A 14,695-nucleotide genomic window follows, 5' to 3' on the forward strand; every position below is an offset into this window, starting at 1 on the left:
TTACCAACGCATCACTCGGCCGGTACCCGCACCTTGCCTTCCATCAGCACGCGGGCGCTGCGGCTCATGATGGCCTTGGTCACCGTCCACTGGCCGTCAACGAGACCGGCCTGCGCACCCACGCGCAGCGTGCCGGAGGGATGGCCGAAGGTCACCGCTTCGCGTTCGCCACCACCGGCGGCACGGTTGACCAGGGTGCCCGGAATCGCCGCCGCAGTACCGATCGCCACGGCGGCCGTGCCCATCATCGCGTGGTGCAGCTTGCCCATCGACAGCGCACGTGCGTGCAGGTCGATGGCCGAGGCCGCAATGGCCTTGCCGCTGGACGACACATAGTCCTGCGCCGGCGCCACGAAGGCCACCTTCGGCGTGTGCTGGCGGGTCGCCGCATCTTCCAGGTTCTTGATCAGACCCATGCGCAGCGCGCCATGTGCGCGGATGGTCTCGAATTTCTGCAGTGCGGCCTTGTCCTCGTTGATCGCCGGCTGCAGCTCGGTGCCGGTGTAGCCCAGGTCGGCGGCGTTGAGGAAGATGGTCGGGATGCCGGCGGTGATCATCGTCACCTCGAAGCTACCCACGCCGGGCACTTCCAGGGTATCGACCAGATTGCCGGTCGGGAACATCGCGCCCGCATCGCCGTCATCGGACGGATCGATGAATTCCAGCTGGATCTCGGCGGCCGGGAAGGTCACGCCATCCAGCTCGAAATCGCCGATCTCCTGTACTTCGCCATCGCGCATCGGCACGTGCGCGATGATGGTCTTGCCGATGTTGGCCTGCCAGATGCGCACGGTGCACAGGCCGTCACGCGGCACGCGGGCCGGATCGATCAGACCATTGGCGATCGCGAACGGACCCACCGCAGTGCTGAGGTTGCCGCAGTTGCCGCTCCAGTCGACGAAGGCGGTGTCGATCGACACCTGTCCATACAGATAGTCCACGTCGTGGTCAGGCACCGAGGCAGTGGAGATGATCACGCACTTGCTGGTGCTGGAGGTGGCGCCGCCCATGCCGTCGGTCTGCTTGCCATACGGATCGGGCGAACCGATCACGCGCATCAGCAGCGCATCGCGTGCGGCGCCAGGCACCTGCGCGGCCTCGGGCAGGTCCTGCAGGCGGAAGAACACGCCCTTGCTGGTGCCGCCGCGCATGTAGGTGGCGGGAATACGGAGTTGCGGGAGGAAGGTCATGGATCAGTATCCTGGATGCGACGAACCAATATCGGGGTTGAGCTCCTCGTCTTCGAACAGTGCTTCCATGCCCCGCGAAGCATTCCAGATGCGCACGATGGAAACGTGCCCAGGTAGCTCCACGTAGTAGACCAGGTAGCCGTTGAAGCGACGAACCGGATGAAAGCGCAACGGGGCGGCGAGGCAGGGCAACAAATCCGCATGCAGTGCGGAACCAGCACCCGGGTGCGCCTCGATCAGCTTTACAACGGATTCCACCGCATCGATGAAGCCGATTTCCAGCACTTCTCCGCCTTGATCTGCATACCAGCCTGCTGCCTGGTCAAGATCTCGAACCGCTGCGGGGGACCAGTGCGAGGGCTTCACTTGCGGTTCCGTGCACGCTCACGCAGCTTGTCGAAGTGATCCGGCGGCAGAGGCGCCGAAGGTCCCGACGCCAGCCCCTCGGCAATCAACTGCTTGAGCAGCGCTTCAGCCTTGCTGCGCTGACGCTGGCGGATCAGGTCACGCACGTAGTCCGACGTACTGGAGTAGCCGCCTTCGCGCACTTCTTCGTCCACGAACTGCTTGAGCGGATCGGTCAGCGAAATGTTCATGGTGGCCATGAAACTCTCCTTTGGCAGTTTTTGCCAAGTCAGTGTGCGCCCTGCCCTGGTGTCGGACAAGCCCGCCCCCGGCCTCCGGGGGCAGGCATTCAGCCCGGCATCACGCCACCCTGGCGCCTTCCAGGAAGTCCTGGGCGAAGCGCTGCAGCACGCCACCGGCTTCGTAGATCGCCACTTCCTCGTCGCTGTCCAGGCGGCAGGTGACCGGCACGATCACGTCCTGGCCGTCGCGGCGGTGGATGACCAGGGTCAGGTCGGCGCGCGGGGTGCGCTCGCCGACCACGTCGAAGGTCTCGGTGCCGTCGATGCCCAGGGTCAGGCGGGTGGTGCCCGGCTTGAACTCCAGCGGCAGCACGCCCATGCCGATCAGGTTGGTGCGGTGGATGCGCTCGAAGCCTTCGGCCACGATCGCCTCCACGCCAGCCAGGCGCACGCCCTTGGCGGCCCAGTCACGCGAGCTGCCCTGGCCGTAGTCGGCACCGGCGATGATGATCAGCGGCTGTTTGCGGTCCATGTAGGTTTCGATCGCTTCCCACATGCGCATGACCTTGCCTTCCGGCTCCACGCGCGCCAGCGAACCCTGCTTCACGCTGCCGTCGTCGTTGCGCACCATCTCGTTGAACAGCTTCGGATTGGCGAACGTGGCGCGCTGCGCGGTCAGGTGGTCGCCGCGGTGGGTGGCGTACGAATTGAAGTCCTCTTCCGGCAGGCCCATCTTCGCCAGGTATTCACCGGCGGCACTGGACGCCAGGATCGCGTTGGACGGCGACAGATGGTCGGTGGTGATGTTGTCCGGCAGCACCGCCAGCGCGCGCATGCCAGACAGCGTGCGCTCACCCGCCAGTGCACCCTCCCAGTATGGCGGCCGGCGGATGTAGGTGCTCTGCGGGCGCCAGTCGTACAGCGGGCTGACCGCCGCACCGTGCTCCACGCGCACGTTGAACATCGGGTTGTAGACACGGCGGAACTGCTCCGGCTTCACCGCGGCCTTCACCACCGCGTCGATCTCGGCGTCGCTCGGCCAGATGTCCTTCAGGCGCACCTCGTTGCCGTCGGTGTCCACGCCCAGCACGTCCTTCTCGATATCGAAGCGCACGGTGCCAGCGATGGCATAGGCGATCACCAGCGGCGGCGAGGCCAGGAAGGCCTGCTTCGCGTACGGGTGGATGCGGCCGTCGAAGTTGCGGTTGCCCGACAGCACGGCGGTGGAATACAGGTCGCGGTCGATGATTTCCTGCTGGATCTTCGGGTCCAGCGCACCGCTCATGCCGTTGCAGGTGGTGCAGGCGAAGGCGACGATGCCGAAGCCCAGCTTCTCCAGGTCCGGCAGCAGGCCGGATTCTTCCAGGTACAGCTGCACCGCCTTGGAGCCCGGCGCCAGCGAGGACTTCACCCACGGCTTGCGCAGCAGGCCACGTTCGTTGGCCTTGCGCGCCAGCAGCGCGGCGGCGATCACGTTGCGCGGATTGGAGGTGTTGGTGCAGCTGGTGATGGCGGCGATGATCACCGCGCCATCGGGCATCAGCCCCTGCGACTGTTCGGCCTTGCCCGCTTCCAGCTTGGCTGCGTCGGCAATGCCGCGCTCGGCCAGTTCGGCGGTGGCCACGCGCTTGTGCGGGTTCGACGGACCGGCCATGTTGCGCACCACGCTGGACAGGTCGAAGCGCAGCACACGCTCGTACTGCGCGGTGGCCAGGTCATCGGCCCACAGGCCGGTGGTGCGTGCGTAGTTTTCGACCAACGCCACCTGCGATTCCTCGCGGCCGGTCAGGCGCAGGTAATCGATGGTCTGCCCGTCGATGTAGAACATCGCGGCAGTCGCGCCGTACTCCGGGCACATGTTGGAAATGGTGGCGCGGTCACCGATGGTCAGTGCCGCGGCACCCTCGCCGAAGAATTCAAGATACGCACCCACCACGCGTTCCTTGCGCAGGAACTCGGTCAGTGCCAGCACCACGTCGGTGGCGGTGATGCCCGGCTGCGGCCTGCCGGTCAGCTCGACACCGATGATGTCCGGCAGGCGCATCCAAGAGGCGCGGCCCAGCATCACGTTCTCGGCTTCCAGGCCGCCAACACCAATCGCGATCACGCCCAGCGCGTCCACGTGCGGGGTATGGCTGTCGGTGCCCACGCAGGTATCCGGGAAGGCCACGCCGTCCTGCACGTAGACCACCGGCGACATCTTCTCCAGGTTGATCTGGTGCATGATGCCGTTGCCCGGCGGAATCACGTCCACGTTCTCGAACGCCAGCTTGGTCCAGTCGATGAAGTGGAAACGGTCTTCGTTGCGGCGATCTTCGATGGCGCGGTTCTTCTCGAACGCCTGCGGATCGAAACCACCGCACTCCACCGCCAGCGAGTGATCGACGATCAGCTGCACCGGCACCACCGGATTGACCTTGGCCGGGTCACCGCCCTTGTCGGCGATCGCATCACGCAGGCCGGCCAGGTCGACCAGTGCGGTCTGGCCGAGGATGTCGTGGCAGACCACGCGTGCCGGGAACCACGGGAAGTCGAGGTCGCGGCGGCGCTCGATCAGCTGCTTCAGCGAATCGCCAAGCGTAGCCGGATCGCAGCGGCGCACCAGGTTCTCGGCCAGCACGCGCGAGGTGTATGGCAGGGTGGCATAGGCGCCGGGCTGGATTGCATCGACAGCGGCGCGCGCGTCGAAATAATCCAGCGTGCTGCCGGGGAGGTTCTTGCGGTAATCGGTATTCATGGGCTGGCGGAGTGCTTGAGGCGGGCCGGGTGCCGGCGGTGCGGCGGCGAAAGCATCCGGCCGGCACGGGGCCGGCCGGATGGGTACAGCAGGGGGATCAGACGCGCTTGTCGATGGCGACGAAGTCGCGGTCTTCCGGACCGATGTAGTTGGCGCTCGGGCGGATGATCTTGCCGTCGATGCGCTGCTCGACGATGTGCGCGCTCCAGCCGGCGGTGCGGGCGATCACGAACAGCGGGGTGAACATCGCGGTCGGCACGCCCATCATGTGGTAGCTGACGGCACTGAACCAGTCCAGGTTCGGGAACATCTTCTTGATGTCCCACATCACCGATTCCAGGCGCTCGGCGATGTCGTACATCTTCATGCTGGACTGTTCTTCGGACAGCTCGCGGGCCACGTCCTTGATCACCTTGTTGCGCGGATCGGAGACGGTGTAGACCGGGTGGCCGAAACCGATCACCACTTCCTTGCGCTCGACGCGGGCCTTGATGTCTTCCTCGGCCTCATCCGGGTTGTCGTAGCGCTTCTGCACTTCGAACGCCACTTCGTTGGCGCCGCCGTGCTTCGGGCCGCGCAGCGCGCCGATGCCACCGCAGATCGCGCTGTACATGTCGCTGCCGGTACCGGCGATGACGCGGCAGGTGAAGGTCGAGGCGTTGAACTCGTGTTCCGCGTACAGGATCAGCGAGGTGTGCATCGCCTTCACCCACGATTCCTGCGGCTTCTCGCCGTGCAGCAGGTGCAGGAAGTGGCCACCGATCGAGTCGTCGTCGGTTTCCACGTCGATGGCGCGGCCGTTGTGGCTCCAGTGGTACCAGTACAGCAGCATCGAACCAAGGCAGGCCATCAGCTTGTCGGCGATGTCGCGCGCGCCCGGATGGTTGTGGTCGTCCTTCTCCGGCGCCACGCAGCCGAGCACGGACACGCCGGTGCGCATCACGTCCATCGGGTGCGCCGACGGCGGCAGTTCTTCCAGCGCCGCCTTCACCGCGGCCGGGATGCCACGCAGCGACTTCAGCTTGGCCTTGTACGAAACCAGCTCGGCGCGGGTCGGCAGCTTGCCGTGCACCAGCAGGTAGGCGATTTCCTCGAACTCGCTGGTGTTGGCCAGGTCCAGGATGTCGTAGCCACGGTAGTGCAGATCGTTGCCACTGCGGCCCACGCTGCACAGCGCGGTGTTGCCGGCGGCGGTGCCGGACAGGGCGACGGACTTCTTCGGCTTGAAGGTCGGGGTTGCGGTCGTATCGTTCATGTTTCCCTCCGAAAACTTGATGGTGCAGGGTACTGCTTATTTCTTGGCGGCGAACAGTGCATCGAGCTGCTGCTCGAACGCGTGGTAGCCGATGCGGTCGTAGAGTTCTTCGCGGGTCTGCATGGTCTCGACCACATTGCGCTGGTGGCCATCACGGCGCACCGCCTGGTAGACGTTCTCGGCGGCCTTGTTGGCGGCACGGAACGCCGACAGCGGGAACAGCTGGATGGCGACGCCGGCCGAGGCCAGTTCATCACGGCTGAACAGCGGGGTGGCACCGAATTCGGTGATGTTGGCCAGCACCGGCACCTTCACCGCGTCGACGAAGCGGCGGTAGGTCTCCAGGTCGTAGGCGGCCTCGGCAAAGATGCCATCGGCACCGGCCTCGACACAGGCGATGGCGCGCTCGATGGCCTTGTCCACGCCGTCCACCTGGATGGCGTCGGTGCGCGCGATCAGGAAGAAGTCCGGATCGGTCTTGGCATCGGCGGCCGCCTTCACCCGGTCGACCATTTCACCCTGCGAGACGATCTCCTTGCCCGGGCGGTGGCCGCAGCGCTTGGCGCCGACCTGGTCCTCGATGTGGCAGGCGGCTGCGCCGGCCTTGATCAGCGACTTCACGGTGCGCGCGATGTTGAACGCGCTCGGGCCGAAACCGGTATCGATGTCGACCATCAGCGGCAGGTCGCAGACATCGGTGATGCGGCGCACGTCCACCAGCACGTCTTCCAGGGTGTTGATGCCCAGGTCCGGCAGGCCCAGCGAGCCCGCGGCAACGCCGCCGCCCGACAGGTAGATGGCGCGAAAGCCGGCGCGCTTGGCCAGCAGGGCGTGGTTGGCGTTGATCGCGCCGATCACCTGCAGCGGCGATTCGGCAGCCAGCGCCTCACGGAAACGGGCACCGGCGGAGAAAGGGGCGGAAGCAGTCATGCGGCAATCCAGGTTGAAGAACGGATGGGTAGGCGCAAGCACCATGCCAAGCTGCAAGCAGTTGATTTCACGGGGATGACCGACACGCAGCCGCGAAACAAATGAAACATTGAAACAGATGTATCATGAAACACCCCGTCTGAACCCGTCGCCATGTACCTGCCCCGCTCGCCCCTGCGCCATGCCGATGCCGACCCCGGCCGACCGGTGATCTGGACGGTCAGCGTCTCGCGACTGACCGGCCTGCTCGGCGACGTCATTCCCGAGTTCGACCGCCGCGCGCGCATCGAACAGATCAACCTCGGCTTCGAGGAAGCGGTGGAGGTGATCGGGCAACGCCTGCGCCGCGAGCACTGCGATGTGGTGATTGCTGGCGGCTCCAACGCCGCCTGGCTGCGTGGCCGGCTGGATCTGCCGCTGGTGCCGATCCAGGCCAACGGCTTCGACCTGATGGAGGCGCTGGCGCGCGCGCGACGCATCGCCGGCCGCATCGGCCTGGTCACCCACGCCAGCGACGTGCCGGTGTTCAGCAACTTCCAGCAGAGTTTCGGCCTGGATATCGAGCATCGGCGCTTCGTCACCCGCGAGGACGCGCGCGACTGCATCGCCGACCTGCGCGCCAACGGCATCGAAGTGATCGTCGGCACCGGCATGGCCATCGACCACGCCGAACAGGCCGGCCTGCCCGGGGTGCTGCTGTATTCGGCCGACTCGGTGCGGCAGGCCTTCGAGCATGCGCTGGAACTGACCCAGACCCTGGCCCGCTCCAGCGGCAATCGGCCTACCCCACGCCGACGCCCCGCAGCGCGCGCCGACGCGCATGAACTGCTCGGCGACAGCGAGGCGATGGCGCAGGTGCGCGCGCAGATCGCGCTCTACGCCCCACATGACAGCACCGTACTGGTCAACGGCGAAACCGGCACCGGCAAGGAACTGGTTGCGCGCCAGCTGCACGCGGCCAGCGGCCGTCGAGGCCGCTTCGTCGCGTTGAACTGCGGCGCGATCAGCGAATCGCTGCTGGAGGCGGAGCTGTTCGGCTACAGCGATGGCGCCTTCACCGGCGCACGCCGTGGCGGCCGTGTCGGCCTGGTCGAGGCGGCAGATGGCGGCACCCTGTTCCTGGACGAAATCGGCGAACTGCCGCTGCCGCTGCAGACCCGCCTGCTGCGGGTTCTGGAAGAACGTGAAGTACTGCGCGTGGGCGCCACCGAACCGACACCGGTGGACCTGCGCGTGGTCGCCGCCACCCTGCAGTCGCTGGAGCAGCGCGCGGCGGCCGGCAGCTTCCGCCGCGACCTGTATTACCGTCTGGCCGCGCTGCGCATCGCCCTGCCCTCGCTGCGTGCGCGACGCAGTGACATCCCACTGTTGGCGCAGCACTTCTTCCGCCTGCTGCGTGGCATCGATGCGCCACTGGATGAGGATGCGCTGGCGGTGCTGACCGCCGCCAGTTGGCCAGGCAACGTGCGTGAGCTGCGTAATCTGGTGGATCGGCTGCGCATCCACTGGCAGCCCGGTGAAGGGCTGATTGATGCTGCGCGACTGCTGCAGCTGGCACCCGAACTGGTGAATGAGGGCGCCGCTGCGCTACCACTGGAAAGCAACGGCAAGCGCCCGCCGCGTGCGCAGTTGGAAACGCTGTTGCAGGAACATCGCAATGATCGCGAGGGCATGGCGCAGTCGCTGGGCGTGTCACGCACCACGCTATGGCGCTGGCTGCGCGCGGAGGGATTGTAACCACTCGTTGCCTGGTGGGTGCGAACCTTGGTTCGCACCGCTCTTCCGTCAAGCATCTCATCCACGCATGGCGTGGATCTACCGGAACACACCAAATGCTACAGGCGCACTCCGGCTGCGCGCGGACGATGAGCACTCACCGTACCCAGCGCGCCTCGATGGCGAACCGTCCACTCCCCACCGCCGCAATCCAAAGCAGCAACACCCCCAGCGGCACTTCGCTCAGGTAGAAGAACCAGCTCAGCCAATCGGGCAGGCTCAATCCCGCAGGAATGCGCGCGATGCCATCGGTCATTGCGGCCACCGCACAGATACCCGCCAGCAGCAGGGCCGAGGGGCGACTCAACAGACCCAGCACCAGCAGGCCGCCGGCGATCCATTCAATCGCGCCGAGTACCGGCGCACTGAACACCGGGAACGGAATGCCCGCATCAACCAGCGTATGCACCATGCGCTCGCGCCCCGCGTCGGTGAACACCTTGTTCCAGCCGGACACGCAGAACATCACCCCGGCGACGATGCGGGCAAGCAGCAGCAGGAAGGCTTCCACGCCGCGGCGCGGTGGAGGCACGGCAAACAGGCAACGCCAGGAGGGCATGGCAATTCCGGAAGTCGAGGGCATCCAGCCGAGTGTGCAGGTCACTGGCCTGCTCGCAGATGAAGCGAACCCGTCGGTTCGCGACAATCTGCTCCTGTAGCGTCGATCCATGCTCGACTGCTTTTCGTACCGGAGCAACAGCAGTCGAGCATGGCTCGACACTACGGGAGCATCGCCAACCAAGGTTGGCGGCTACCGGGGCAGCTCGGCATCCAACGCCATGCGGAAATACACGACGCGCTCGGTTTCCTCGAAGCCACACGCGCGATGCGCGGCGTGCGCCTGTACGTCTTCCATGCGACTGTCAGAGGCCAGCTCGCTGCAGCCGGCTGCGCGCGTCCACGCCTGCACTGCCGCCAGCAGAGCGCGGCCCACGGCGTGGCCCTGCCACGGCGGCTGCACGTACCAGCCTTCCAGGAAGCCGACTGGCGAAGACTCGGTGCCATTCACGTAGTCATGACGCAGGCGTACTTCGGCAAAGCCCACCGTTTCGCCACCGGCCAGACAAGCGAGGAATACCGCGCCTTCGGCATCGGCCAGCGACTCCGCCAGTTCCTCCAGCGGATCATCGGCATCGGGCCACAGGCCCAGCCGCAACTGCGCCCACGCGGCCGCATCGGCCGGCGTGGCCTGGCGGATCGTGGGCGCGCTGTCGATCACGGGTACAGCAGGCGCTTGCTCCAGCGCCCTTCGGCACCGGCTTCATAGCACCAGCGTTCGTGCAGGCGGAACTGCGCGCCGTACCAGAACTCGATGCGGTCAGGCACCACGCGCAGGCCGCTCCAGCCGTCCGGGCGCGGCACGTCCTTGCCCTCGAAGCGGGTTTCGATCTCGGCCACGCGCGCGTCGAATTCCTCGCGCGTCGCCAACGTCTTCGACTGCTGCGAGGCCCAGGCGCCGATCTGGCTCATGCGCGGGCGGCTGGCGAAATAGGCATCGGCCTCGGCGTCGGCAACCTGCTCGACACGGCCTTCGATGCGCACCTGGATGCCGGCCTCGCGCAGGCTGCGCCACAGGAACAGCAGCGCGGCCTGCGGATTGGCCTGCAGCTCCTGGCCCTTGTGGCTGTCCAGGTGGGTGTAGAAGACGAAGCCACGCTCGTCGAAGGCCTTCAGCAGCACGGTGCGCGCCGAGGGACGGCCCTGCGTATCGGCGGTGGCCACGGTCATCGCGTTCGGCTCGACCTCGCGGCTCTGTTTGGCCTCTTCGAACAGGCCGGCAAACGTGGACAGGGCTTCGGCGTACAGGTCGCTCATGATTGCGTTCTTCTCACACGGATTGGGCTATTGTGGCTGCATGGCCGCTGCTGCGTATATGCCCCAGGTGAAAGGATTCCCCGAAACATTGGCCGAACAGGCGCTGGATGATGCGCTGGGCAGCGGTGCAGCGGTTCCAGTATTGGCGATCAGCGGCCTGCAGGGGAGCGGCAAATCGACGCTGGCCGCGCAGGTGGTGGCGCGTGCCCAGGCACGCGGCCTGAACGCGGCCACGCTGTCGATCGATGACGTCTACCTCACCCGTGCACAGCGCCAGCGACTGGCCCGCCAGGTGCATCCGCTGCTGATCACTCGCGGCCCGCCCGGCACCCACGACCTGCCGCTGGCCCATGCCGTGCTGGACGCGGTGGCCGCACGCCAGCCCTTCGCCATGCCGCGCTTCGACAAGCTGGCCGACGAACGCCTGCCCGAAGCGCAATGGCCGCAGCTGCAACAAACGCTGGACCTGCTGGTATTCGAAGGCTGGTTCCTGGGCACGCCCGCGCAGGACGACGACGCGCTGGACAGCCCGCTGAACGCGCTGGAACGCGAGGCCGACGCCGATGGCCGATGGCGTCGCTGGTGCAACCAGGCGCTGGCCCGAGACTACCCGGCGCTGTGGCAGCGCTGCGACCGCCTGTGGTTCCTGCAGCCACCGGATTTTTCGGTGGTACCGCGCTGGCGCTGGCAGCAGGAACAGAACCTGCAGGCCGCGCAGCCGGGCCGGCACGGCATGAGCCGGCCACAGCTGGAGCGCTTCGTGCAGTACTACGAGCGGGTCAGCCGGCAGGCACTGCACGCCCTGCCCGCCTTGGCCGACCACGTGGTGGTGCTGGACGGCCAGCGCCAGGTACAGGACGTGCGCTGAGCGCGCCTATTCCACCAGGAACGTCACCCGCAGGTTGACCCGCCATTCGGTGATCTCGCCGCTGCCATTGGTGACCACCTTGGTCTCGTTCACCCAGGCGCCCTGGATGCCCTTGACCGTCTCGGAGACCTTCTTCAGCCCGCTGCGCACGGCGTCTTCCACGCTCTTCGGCGAGGAGGCGGTGATTTCGATGACCTTGGCGACCGTCATGGCCTGTACTCCGGCTGGCGCGGGAGACCCCGCAGGAACGCCTACCCTGACGTGAAGAACGTAAAGGCCGGGGCACGGAGGTGTTAGCATCAGAGGGCATGAATCCTGCTCCGAACCTGATCCTGATCGGCCCGATGGGCGCCGGCAAAACCTGCATCGGCCGCCGCCTGGCCGAGCGCTTCACGCTGGACTTCGTCGATGTCGACCAGGCCATCGTCGATGCCGCCGGCGCCAGCATTCCGACCCTCTTCGAGCACTCCGGCGAAGCCGGCTTCCGCAGCCATGAACGCGAGGCGCTTGCGCGCGTGCTGGAAGGCCGTAACCAGCTGGTCTCCACCGGTGGCGGCGCGGTGCTGGATCCCGGCAACCGTGCACTGATCGCCCGGCGTGGCTTCGTGGTCTACCTGCGGGTCAGCGTGGCCGCGCAGCTGGAACGCCTGGCCCGCGACAAGGGCCGGCCGCTGCTGCAACGCCCGGACCGCGAGCAGGTGCTGCACGATCTGGCTGCTCACCGCGACCCGCTGTACCGCGAACTGGCCGACCTCACCCTCGATACCGACCCGTATACCGCTGCCGACGCGACCGCCCACCTGGTGGTCAAGCTGGCCACGCAATGGCAGCGCCAGGACCTGACCGCATGACTCCCCCCGCCCTGCTGCAGGTCGCCGTTGGCGGCGACCGCCCTTACTCCATCACCATCGGCGCCGGTGCCCAGGCCGACGGCGCTGCGCTGGCCTCGCATGTCCGCGGCCGCCACGTGCTGCTGCTCAGCGACAGCGAAGTGGCCCCGCGCTACCTGGACGCCGTGAAGCAGACACTGTTGGCCGCACGCCCCGACCTGATCGTCGGCGAGCACGTGCTGGCCGCCGGCGAAGCCTCCAAGACCCTGGCCGAATTCGGCCGCGCGATCGAAGCGCTGGCCGCGCTCGGCGCCACCCGCGACGCCTGCGTGTTCGCCCTCGGCGGCGGCGTGGTCGGTGACCTCGCCGGTTTCGCCGCCGCCTGCTGGATGCGCGGCGTGGACTGCGTGCAGCTGCCGACCACCCTGTTGGCGATGGTTGATTCATCGGTGGGCGGCAAGACCGCGGTCGACATTCCGGCCGGCAAGAACCTGGTCGGCGCGTTCCATCCGCCGCGCGCGGTGATCGCCGATACCCGCGTGCTGGCCACCCTGCCGCCGCGCGAGCTGCGCGCCGGCCTGGCCGAAGTGGTGAAGTACGGCGCGCTGGGCGATGCGGTGTTCTTCGAATGGCTGCAGCAGCACGCCGATGCGCTGCTGGCCGGCGAGGATGCGGTGCTGGCCGAGGCAATTGCACGCAGCTGCCGGCACAAAGCCGCCATCGTCGAACGCGATCCGTTCGAGAAGGGGGAGCGTGCCCTGCTCAACCTGGGACACACCTTCGGCCACGCCATCGAGACCGAACAGGGCTATTCCGCCCCGGGCCGTGATGCGCTGAACCATGGCGAGGCGGTGGCGGTGGGCATGGTCCTGGCGGCAAAGCTGTCCACCGACCTCGGCCTGGCCGACGATGCCGACCGCGTGCGCCTGCAGGCACTGCTGGAGCGTCTGGGTCTGCCGGTGACGATCCCCGCAGGACTGGACCCGCAGGCCTTGCTCGGCCGCATGCGGCTGGACAAGAAGAACGTGGCCGGCCGCCTGCGCCTGGTGCTGTGGCGCGGCATGGGCCGCGCCGAAGTGGTGCCGGACGTGGATGAGGCGGCAGTGCTGAAGGTGCTGGGCGCGGGCTGACCGTATCCGGGGTCCGGTAGTGCCGGCCGCTGGCCGGCAACTTCAGCAAACGGGGAAGCCGGCCAGCGGCCGGCACTACCGGGCTGCGCGGCAGGATTGCCGGCCAACGGCCGGTACGACCGCGTTGCGGCCGGGGTCACCCTGGCCCCGCTACAATCGGCGCCATGCACGTCTACCTGCAACATCCCGACGCCGGTGCGCAGGCACCGCGCTTCCTGCGCCTGAGCCTGCAGCCGGATCTGTTCGGCGGCTGGGAACTGCTGCGCGAGAGCGGTCGCGTCGGCAGCCGCTCGCAGCTGCGGCGCGAGCTGTTCCTGCAGGCCGACGAAGCCCGCCACGCCTTCGAGAAGGCCCGCGATGCCGAACTGCATCGCGGCTTCCAGATCCTTTCGCACGGCGACTGACGCCGCTGCCTCATTCGCCCAAGGAATGCCCATCGTGACCAGCCCTCTCCGCAACGATCGCCTGCTGCGCGCCCTGCGCCGCGAACCGGTGGACTGCACCCCCGTCTGGCTGATGCGCCAGGCCGGCCGCTACCTGCCGGAGTACCGCGCCACCCGGGCCAAGGCCGGCAGCTTCCTGGCCATGGCCAAGAATCCGGAGATTGCCTGCGAGGTCACCCTGCAGCCGCTGCGCCGCTTCCCGCTGGATGCGGCCATCCTGTTCTCGGACATCCTCACCATTCCCGATGCGATGGGCCTGGAGCTGTACTTCGTCGAAGGCGAGGGCCCGAAATTCCGCCACCCGGTGCGTGATGAAGCAGCCATCGCCAGGCTGGCGGTGCCGGACATGGAACAGGACCTGGGCTACGTGATGGACGCGGTGCGCCTGATCCGCCGTGAGCTGGACGGCCAGGTGCCGCTGATCGGTTTCTCCGGCAGCCCGTGGACGCTGGCCTGCTACATGGTGGAAGGCGGCGGCAGCAAGGACTTCGCGCGGATCAAGGCGATGGCACTGAACCATCCGCAGGCCCTGCACCGCCTGCTGGAGGTCACCACCGAGGCGGTGATCGCCTATCTCGGCGCGCAGCGCGCGGCCGGCGCACAGGCCCTGCAGGTGTTCGATACCTGGGGCGGCGTGCTGTCGCCGTCGATGTACCGCGAGTTCTCGCTGCGCTACCTGCAGCGGATTGCCGAGGGTCTGGAGCGTGGCGAAGGCAGCGAGCGCACGCCGCTGATCCTGTTCGGCAAGGGCACCGGCCTGCACCTGGAAGCGCTGTCGCAGACCGGCGCCGATGCGCTGGGCCTGGACTGGACCCTGGACCTGGACGAGGCGATGCGCCGCACCGGTGGCCGCGTCGCCCTGCAGGGCAACCTCGACCCGACCACGTTGTACGCCTCGCCGGATGCGATCGCCGCCGCTGCAGCACGCGTGCTCGACACCTATGCCGCCGGCAACGGTGGTTCGCGCGAGGGCCATGTGTTCAACCTCGGCCACGGCATGTCGCCGGACATGGACCCGGCGCACGTGCAGGTGCTGGTCGACGCGGTGCACGCGCACAGCCAGCGCTGAACAATGCCCATGCGGTTGCGGCGCGATGTTGATCGCGCCGTGACCCGCAGTGCGCGATCATGGCG

The 14,695-nt window shown here is 67.3% G+C and carries 16 protein-coding genes; 6 read left to right on the top strand and 10 right to left on the bottom strand.

The window, feature by feature from the left end; translation table 11 throughout:
- Positions 1 to 11 precede the first annotated feature (11 nt).
- From prpF to prpB, 6 genes are all read right to left on the bottom strand, one after another.
- On the bottom strand, positions 12 to 1,190 hold the full coding sequence (gene prpF / locus SriyCCGPB3_RS16080) for a 2-methylaconitate cis-trans isomerase PrpF (protein ID WP_110713177.1): 1,179 nt from the start codon (positions 1,188 to 1,190) through the stop codon (positions 12 to 14).
- A 3-nt stretch (positions 1,191 to 1,193) separates the two neighbouring features.
- Positions 1,194 to 1,556, bottom strand: coding sequence for a type II toxin-antitoxin system RelE/ParE family toxin (locus tag SriyCCGPB3_RS16085; protein WP_164161713.1), 363 nt, complete (start codon positions 1,554 to 1,556; stop codon positions 1,194 to 1,196).
- Complete coding sequence (locus tag SriyCCGPB3_RS16090) at positions 1,553 to 1,795, bottom strand: type II toxin-antitoxin system ParD family antitoxin (RefSeq protein ID WP_110713180.1); 243 nt, start codon at positions 1,793 to 1,795, stop codon at positions 1,553 to 1,555. The genes SriyCCGPB3_RS16085 and SriyCCGPB3_RS16090 overlap by 4 nt, the downstream gene beginning before the upstream one ends.
- A gap of 100 nt (positions 1,796 to 1,895) precedes the next feature.
- Positions 1,896 to 4,514 (bottom strand): Fe/S-dependent 2-methylisocitrate dehydratase AcnD, encoded by a 2,619-nt coding sequence (gene acnD / locus SriyCCGPB3_RS16095; RefSeq protein WP_350259499.1) that lies wholly within the window; start codon positions 4,512 to 4,514, stop codon positions 1,896 to 1,898.
- A 97-nt stretch (positions 4,515 to 4,611) separates the two neighbouring features.
- Positions 4,612 to 5,769: a bifunctional 2-methylcitrate synthase/citrate synthase gene (gene prpC, locus SriyCCGPB3_RS16100; RefSeq protein ID WP_014038133.1), complete on the bottom strand. Its 1,158-nt coding sequence runs from the start codon at positions 5,767 to 5,769 to the stop codon at positions 4,612 to 4,614.
- 36 nt (positions 5,770 to 5,805) lie between these two features.
- Positions 5,806 to 6,699: a methylisocitrate lyase gene (gene prpB, locus SriyCCGPB3_RS16105; RefSeq protein ID WP_075677355.1), complete on the bottom strand. Its 894-nt coding sequence runs from the start codon at positions 6,697 to 6,699 to the stop codon at positions 5,806 to 5,808.
- A 153-nt stretch (positions 6,700 to 6,852) separates the two neighbouring features.
- On the opposite strand from prpB, the gene prpR reads away from it, so the two are divergent.
- Positions 6,853 to 8,436 (top strand): propionate catabolism operon regulatory protein PrpR, encoded by a 1,584-nt coding sequence (gene prpR / locus SriyCCGPB3_RS16110; RefSeq protein ID WP_110713182.1) that lies wholly within the window; start codon positions 6,853 to 6,855, stop codon positions 8,434 to 8,436.
- 136 nt (positions 8,437 to 8,572) lie between these two features.
- Here prpR and SriyCCGPB3_RS16115 read toward each other — a convergent pair whose 3' ends face one another.
- The 3 genes from SriyCCGPB3_RS16115 to pdxH form a co-directional block, all read right to left on the bottom strand.
- Positions 8,573 to 9,034 carry a DoxX family protein gene (locus tag SriyCCGPB3_RS16115; RefSeq protein ID WP_110713184.1) on the bottom strand — a complete coding sequence of 154 codons (462 nt, stop codon included), beginning with the start codon at positions 9,032 to 9,034 and terminating at the stop codon, positions 8,573 to 8,575.
- A gap of 192 nt (positions 9,035 to 9,226) precedes the next feature.
- Complete coding sequence (gene aacA / locus SriyCCGPB3_RS16120; RefSeq protein ID WP_350259500.1) at positions 9,227 to 9,694, bottom strand: aminoglycoside 6'-N-acetyltransferase; 468 nt, start codon at positions 9,692 to 9,694, stop codon at positions 9,227 to 9,229.
- The gene (pdxH, locus tag SriyCCGPB3_RS16125) at positions 9,691 to 10,290 is read right to left on the bottom strand and encodes a pyridoxamine 5'-phosphate oxidase (RefSeq protein ID WP_110713187.1); all 600 of its coding nucleotides are present in this window, start codon (positions 10,288 to 10,290) and stop codon (positions 9,691 to 9,693) included. Before pdxH ends, aacA begins: the two co-directional genes overlap by 4 nt.
- Positions 10,291 to 10,330: 40 nt before the next feature.
- Here pdxH and SriyCCGPB3_RS16130 point away from each other — a divergent pair, with 40 nt between their 5' ends.
- Positions 10,331 to 11,158 carry a kinase gene (locus SriyCCGPB3_RS16130; protein WP_110713189.1) on the top strand — a complete coding sequence of 276 codons (828 nt, stop codon included), beginning with the start codon at positions 10,331 to 10,333 and terminating at the stop codon, positions 11,156 to 11,158.
- A 6-nt stretch (positions 11,159 to 11,164) separates the two neighbouring features.
- Here SriyCCGPB3_RS16130 and SriyCCGPB3_RS16135 read toward each other — a convergent pair whose 3' ends face one another.
- Positions 11,165 to 11,368, bottom strand: coding sequence for a dodecin family protein (locus SriyCCGPB3_RS16135; protein WP_005410663.1), 204 nt, complete (start codon positions 11,366 to 11,368; stop codon positions 11,165 to 11,167).
- 98 nt (positions 11,369 to 11,466) lie between these two features.
- Between SriyCCGPB3_RS16135 and SriyCCGPB3_RS16140 the strand changes: the two genes are divergently transcribed.
- The 4 genes from SriyCCGPB3_RS16140 to hemE all read left to right on the top strand — a co-directional run bounded on the left by SriyCCGPB3_RS16140 (position 11,467) and on the right by hemE (position 14,630).
- A complete protein-coding gene (locus SriyCCGPB3_RS16140; RefSeq protein WP_110713190.1) occupies positions 11,467 to 12,009 on the top strand; it encodes a shikimate kinase in 543 nt (180 codons plus the stop codon).
- The gene (gene aroB / locus SriyCCGPB3_RS16145; RefSeq protein WP_350259501.1) at positions 12,006 to 13,118 is read left to right on the top strand and encodes a 3-dehydroquinate synthase; all 1,113 of its coding nucleotides are present in this window, start codon (positions 12,006 to 12,008) and stop codon (positions 13,116 to 13,118) included. The genes SriyCCGPB3_RS16140 and aroB overlap by 4 nt, the downstream gene beginning before the upstream one ends.
- 164 nt (positions 13,119 to 13,282) lie before the next feature.
- Positions 13,283 to 13,522 (top strand): WGR domain-containing protein, encoded by a 240-nt coding sequence (locus SriyCCGPB3_RS16150; RefSeq protein WP_032127800.1) that lies wholly within the window; start codon positions 13,283 to 13,285, stop codon positions 13,520 to 13,522.
- 25 nt (positions 13,523 to 13,547) lie between these two features.
- The gene (hemE, locus tag SriyCCGPB3_RS16155; protein WP_019336385.1) at positions 13,548 to 14,630 is read left to right on the top strand and encodes a uroporphyrinogen decarboxylase; all 1,083 of its coding nucleotides are present in this window, start codon (positions 13,548 to 13,550) and stop codon (positions 14,628 to 14,630) included.
- The last annotated feature ends 65 nt before the right edge of the window (positions 14,631 to 14,695 follow it).

This window comes from Stenotrophomonas riyadhensis (assembly GCF_040256885.1).
In the GTDB taxonomy this organism is placed as follows: domain Bacteria; phylum Pseudomonadota; class Gammaproteobacteria; order Xanthomonadales; family Xanthomonadaceae; genus Stenotrophomonas; species Stenotrophomonas riyadhensis.

Coding starts and splice junctions, on each gene's coding strand:
- prpF (WP_110713177.1), bottom strand. CDS start 1,190: ATGACCTTCCTCCCGCAACTCCGTATTCCCGCCACCTACATGCGCGGC.
- SriyCCGPB3_RS16090 (WP_110713180.1), bottom strand. CDS start 1,795: ATGGCCACCATGAACATTTCGCTGACCGATCCGCTCAAGCAGTTCGTG.
- acnD (WP_350259499.1), bottom strand. CDS start 4,514: ATGAATACCGATTACCGCAAGAACCTCCCCGGCAGCACGCTGGATTAT.
- prpC (WP_014038133.1), bottom strand. CDS start 5,769: ATGAACGATACGACCGCAACCCCGACCTTCAAGCCGAAGAAGTCCGTC.
- prpB (WP_075677355.1), bottom strand. CDS start 6,699: ATGACTGCTTCCGCCCCTTTCTCCGCCGGTGCCCGTTTCCGTGAGGCG.
- prpR (WP_110713182.1), top strand. CDS start 6,853: ATGTACCTGCCCCGCTCGCCCCTGCGCCATGCCGATGCCGACCCCGGC.
- SriyCCGPB3_RS16115 (WP_110713184.1), bottom strand. CDS start 9,034: ATGCCCTCCTGGCGTTGCCTGTTTGCCGTGCCTCCACCGCGCCGCGGC.
- pdxH (WP_110713187.1), bottom strand. CDS start 10,290: ATGAGCGACCTGTACGCCGAAGCCCTGTCCACGTTTGCCGGCCTGTTC.
- SriyCCGPB3_RS16130 (WP_110713189.1), top strand. CDS start 10,331: ATGGCCGCTGCTGCGTATATGCCCCAGGTGAAAGGATTCCCCGAAACA.
- SriyCCGPB3_RS16135 (WP_005410663.1), bottom strand. CDS start 11,368: ATGACGGTCGCCAAGGTCATCGAAATCACCGCCTCCTCGCCGAAGAGC.
- SriyCCGPB3_RS16140 (WP_110713190.1), top strand. CDS start 11,467: ATGAATCCTGCTCCGAACCTGATCCTGATCGGCCCGATGGGCGCCGGC.
- aroB (WP_350259501.1), top strand. CDS start 12,006: ATGACTCCCCCCGCCCTGCTGCAGGTCGCCGTTGGCGGCGACCGCCCT.
- SriyCCGPB3_RS16150 (WP_032127800.1), top strand. CDS start 13,283: ATGCACGTCTACCTGCAACATCCCGACGCCGGTGCGCAGGCACCGCGC.
- hemE (WP_019336385.1), top strand. CDS start 13,548: ATGCCCATCGTGACCAGCCCTCTCCGCAACGATCGCCTGCTGCGCGCC.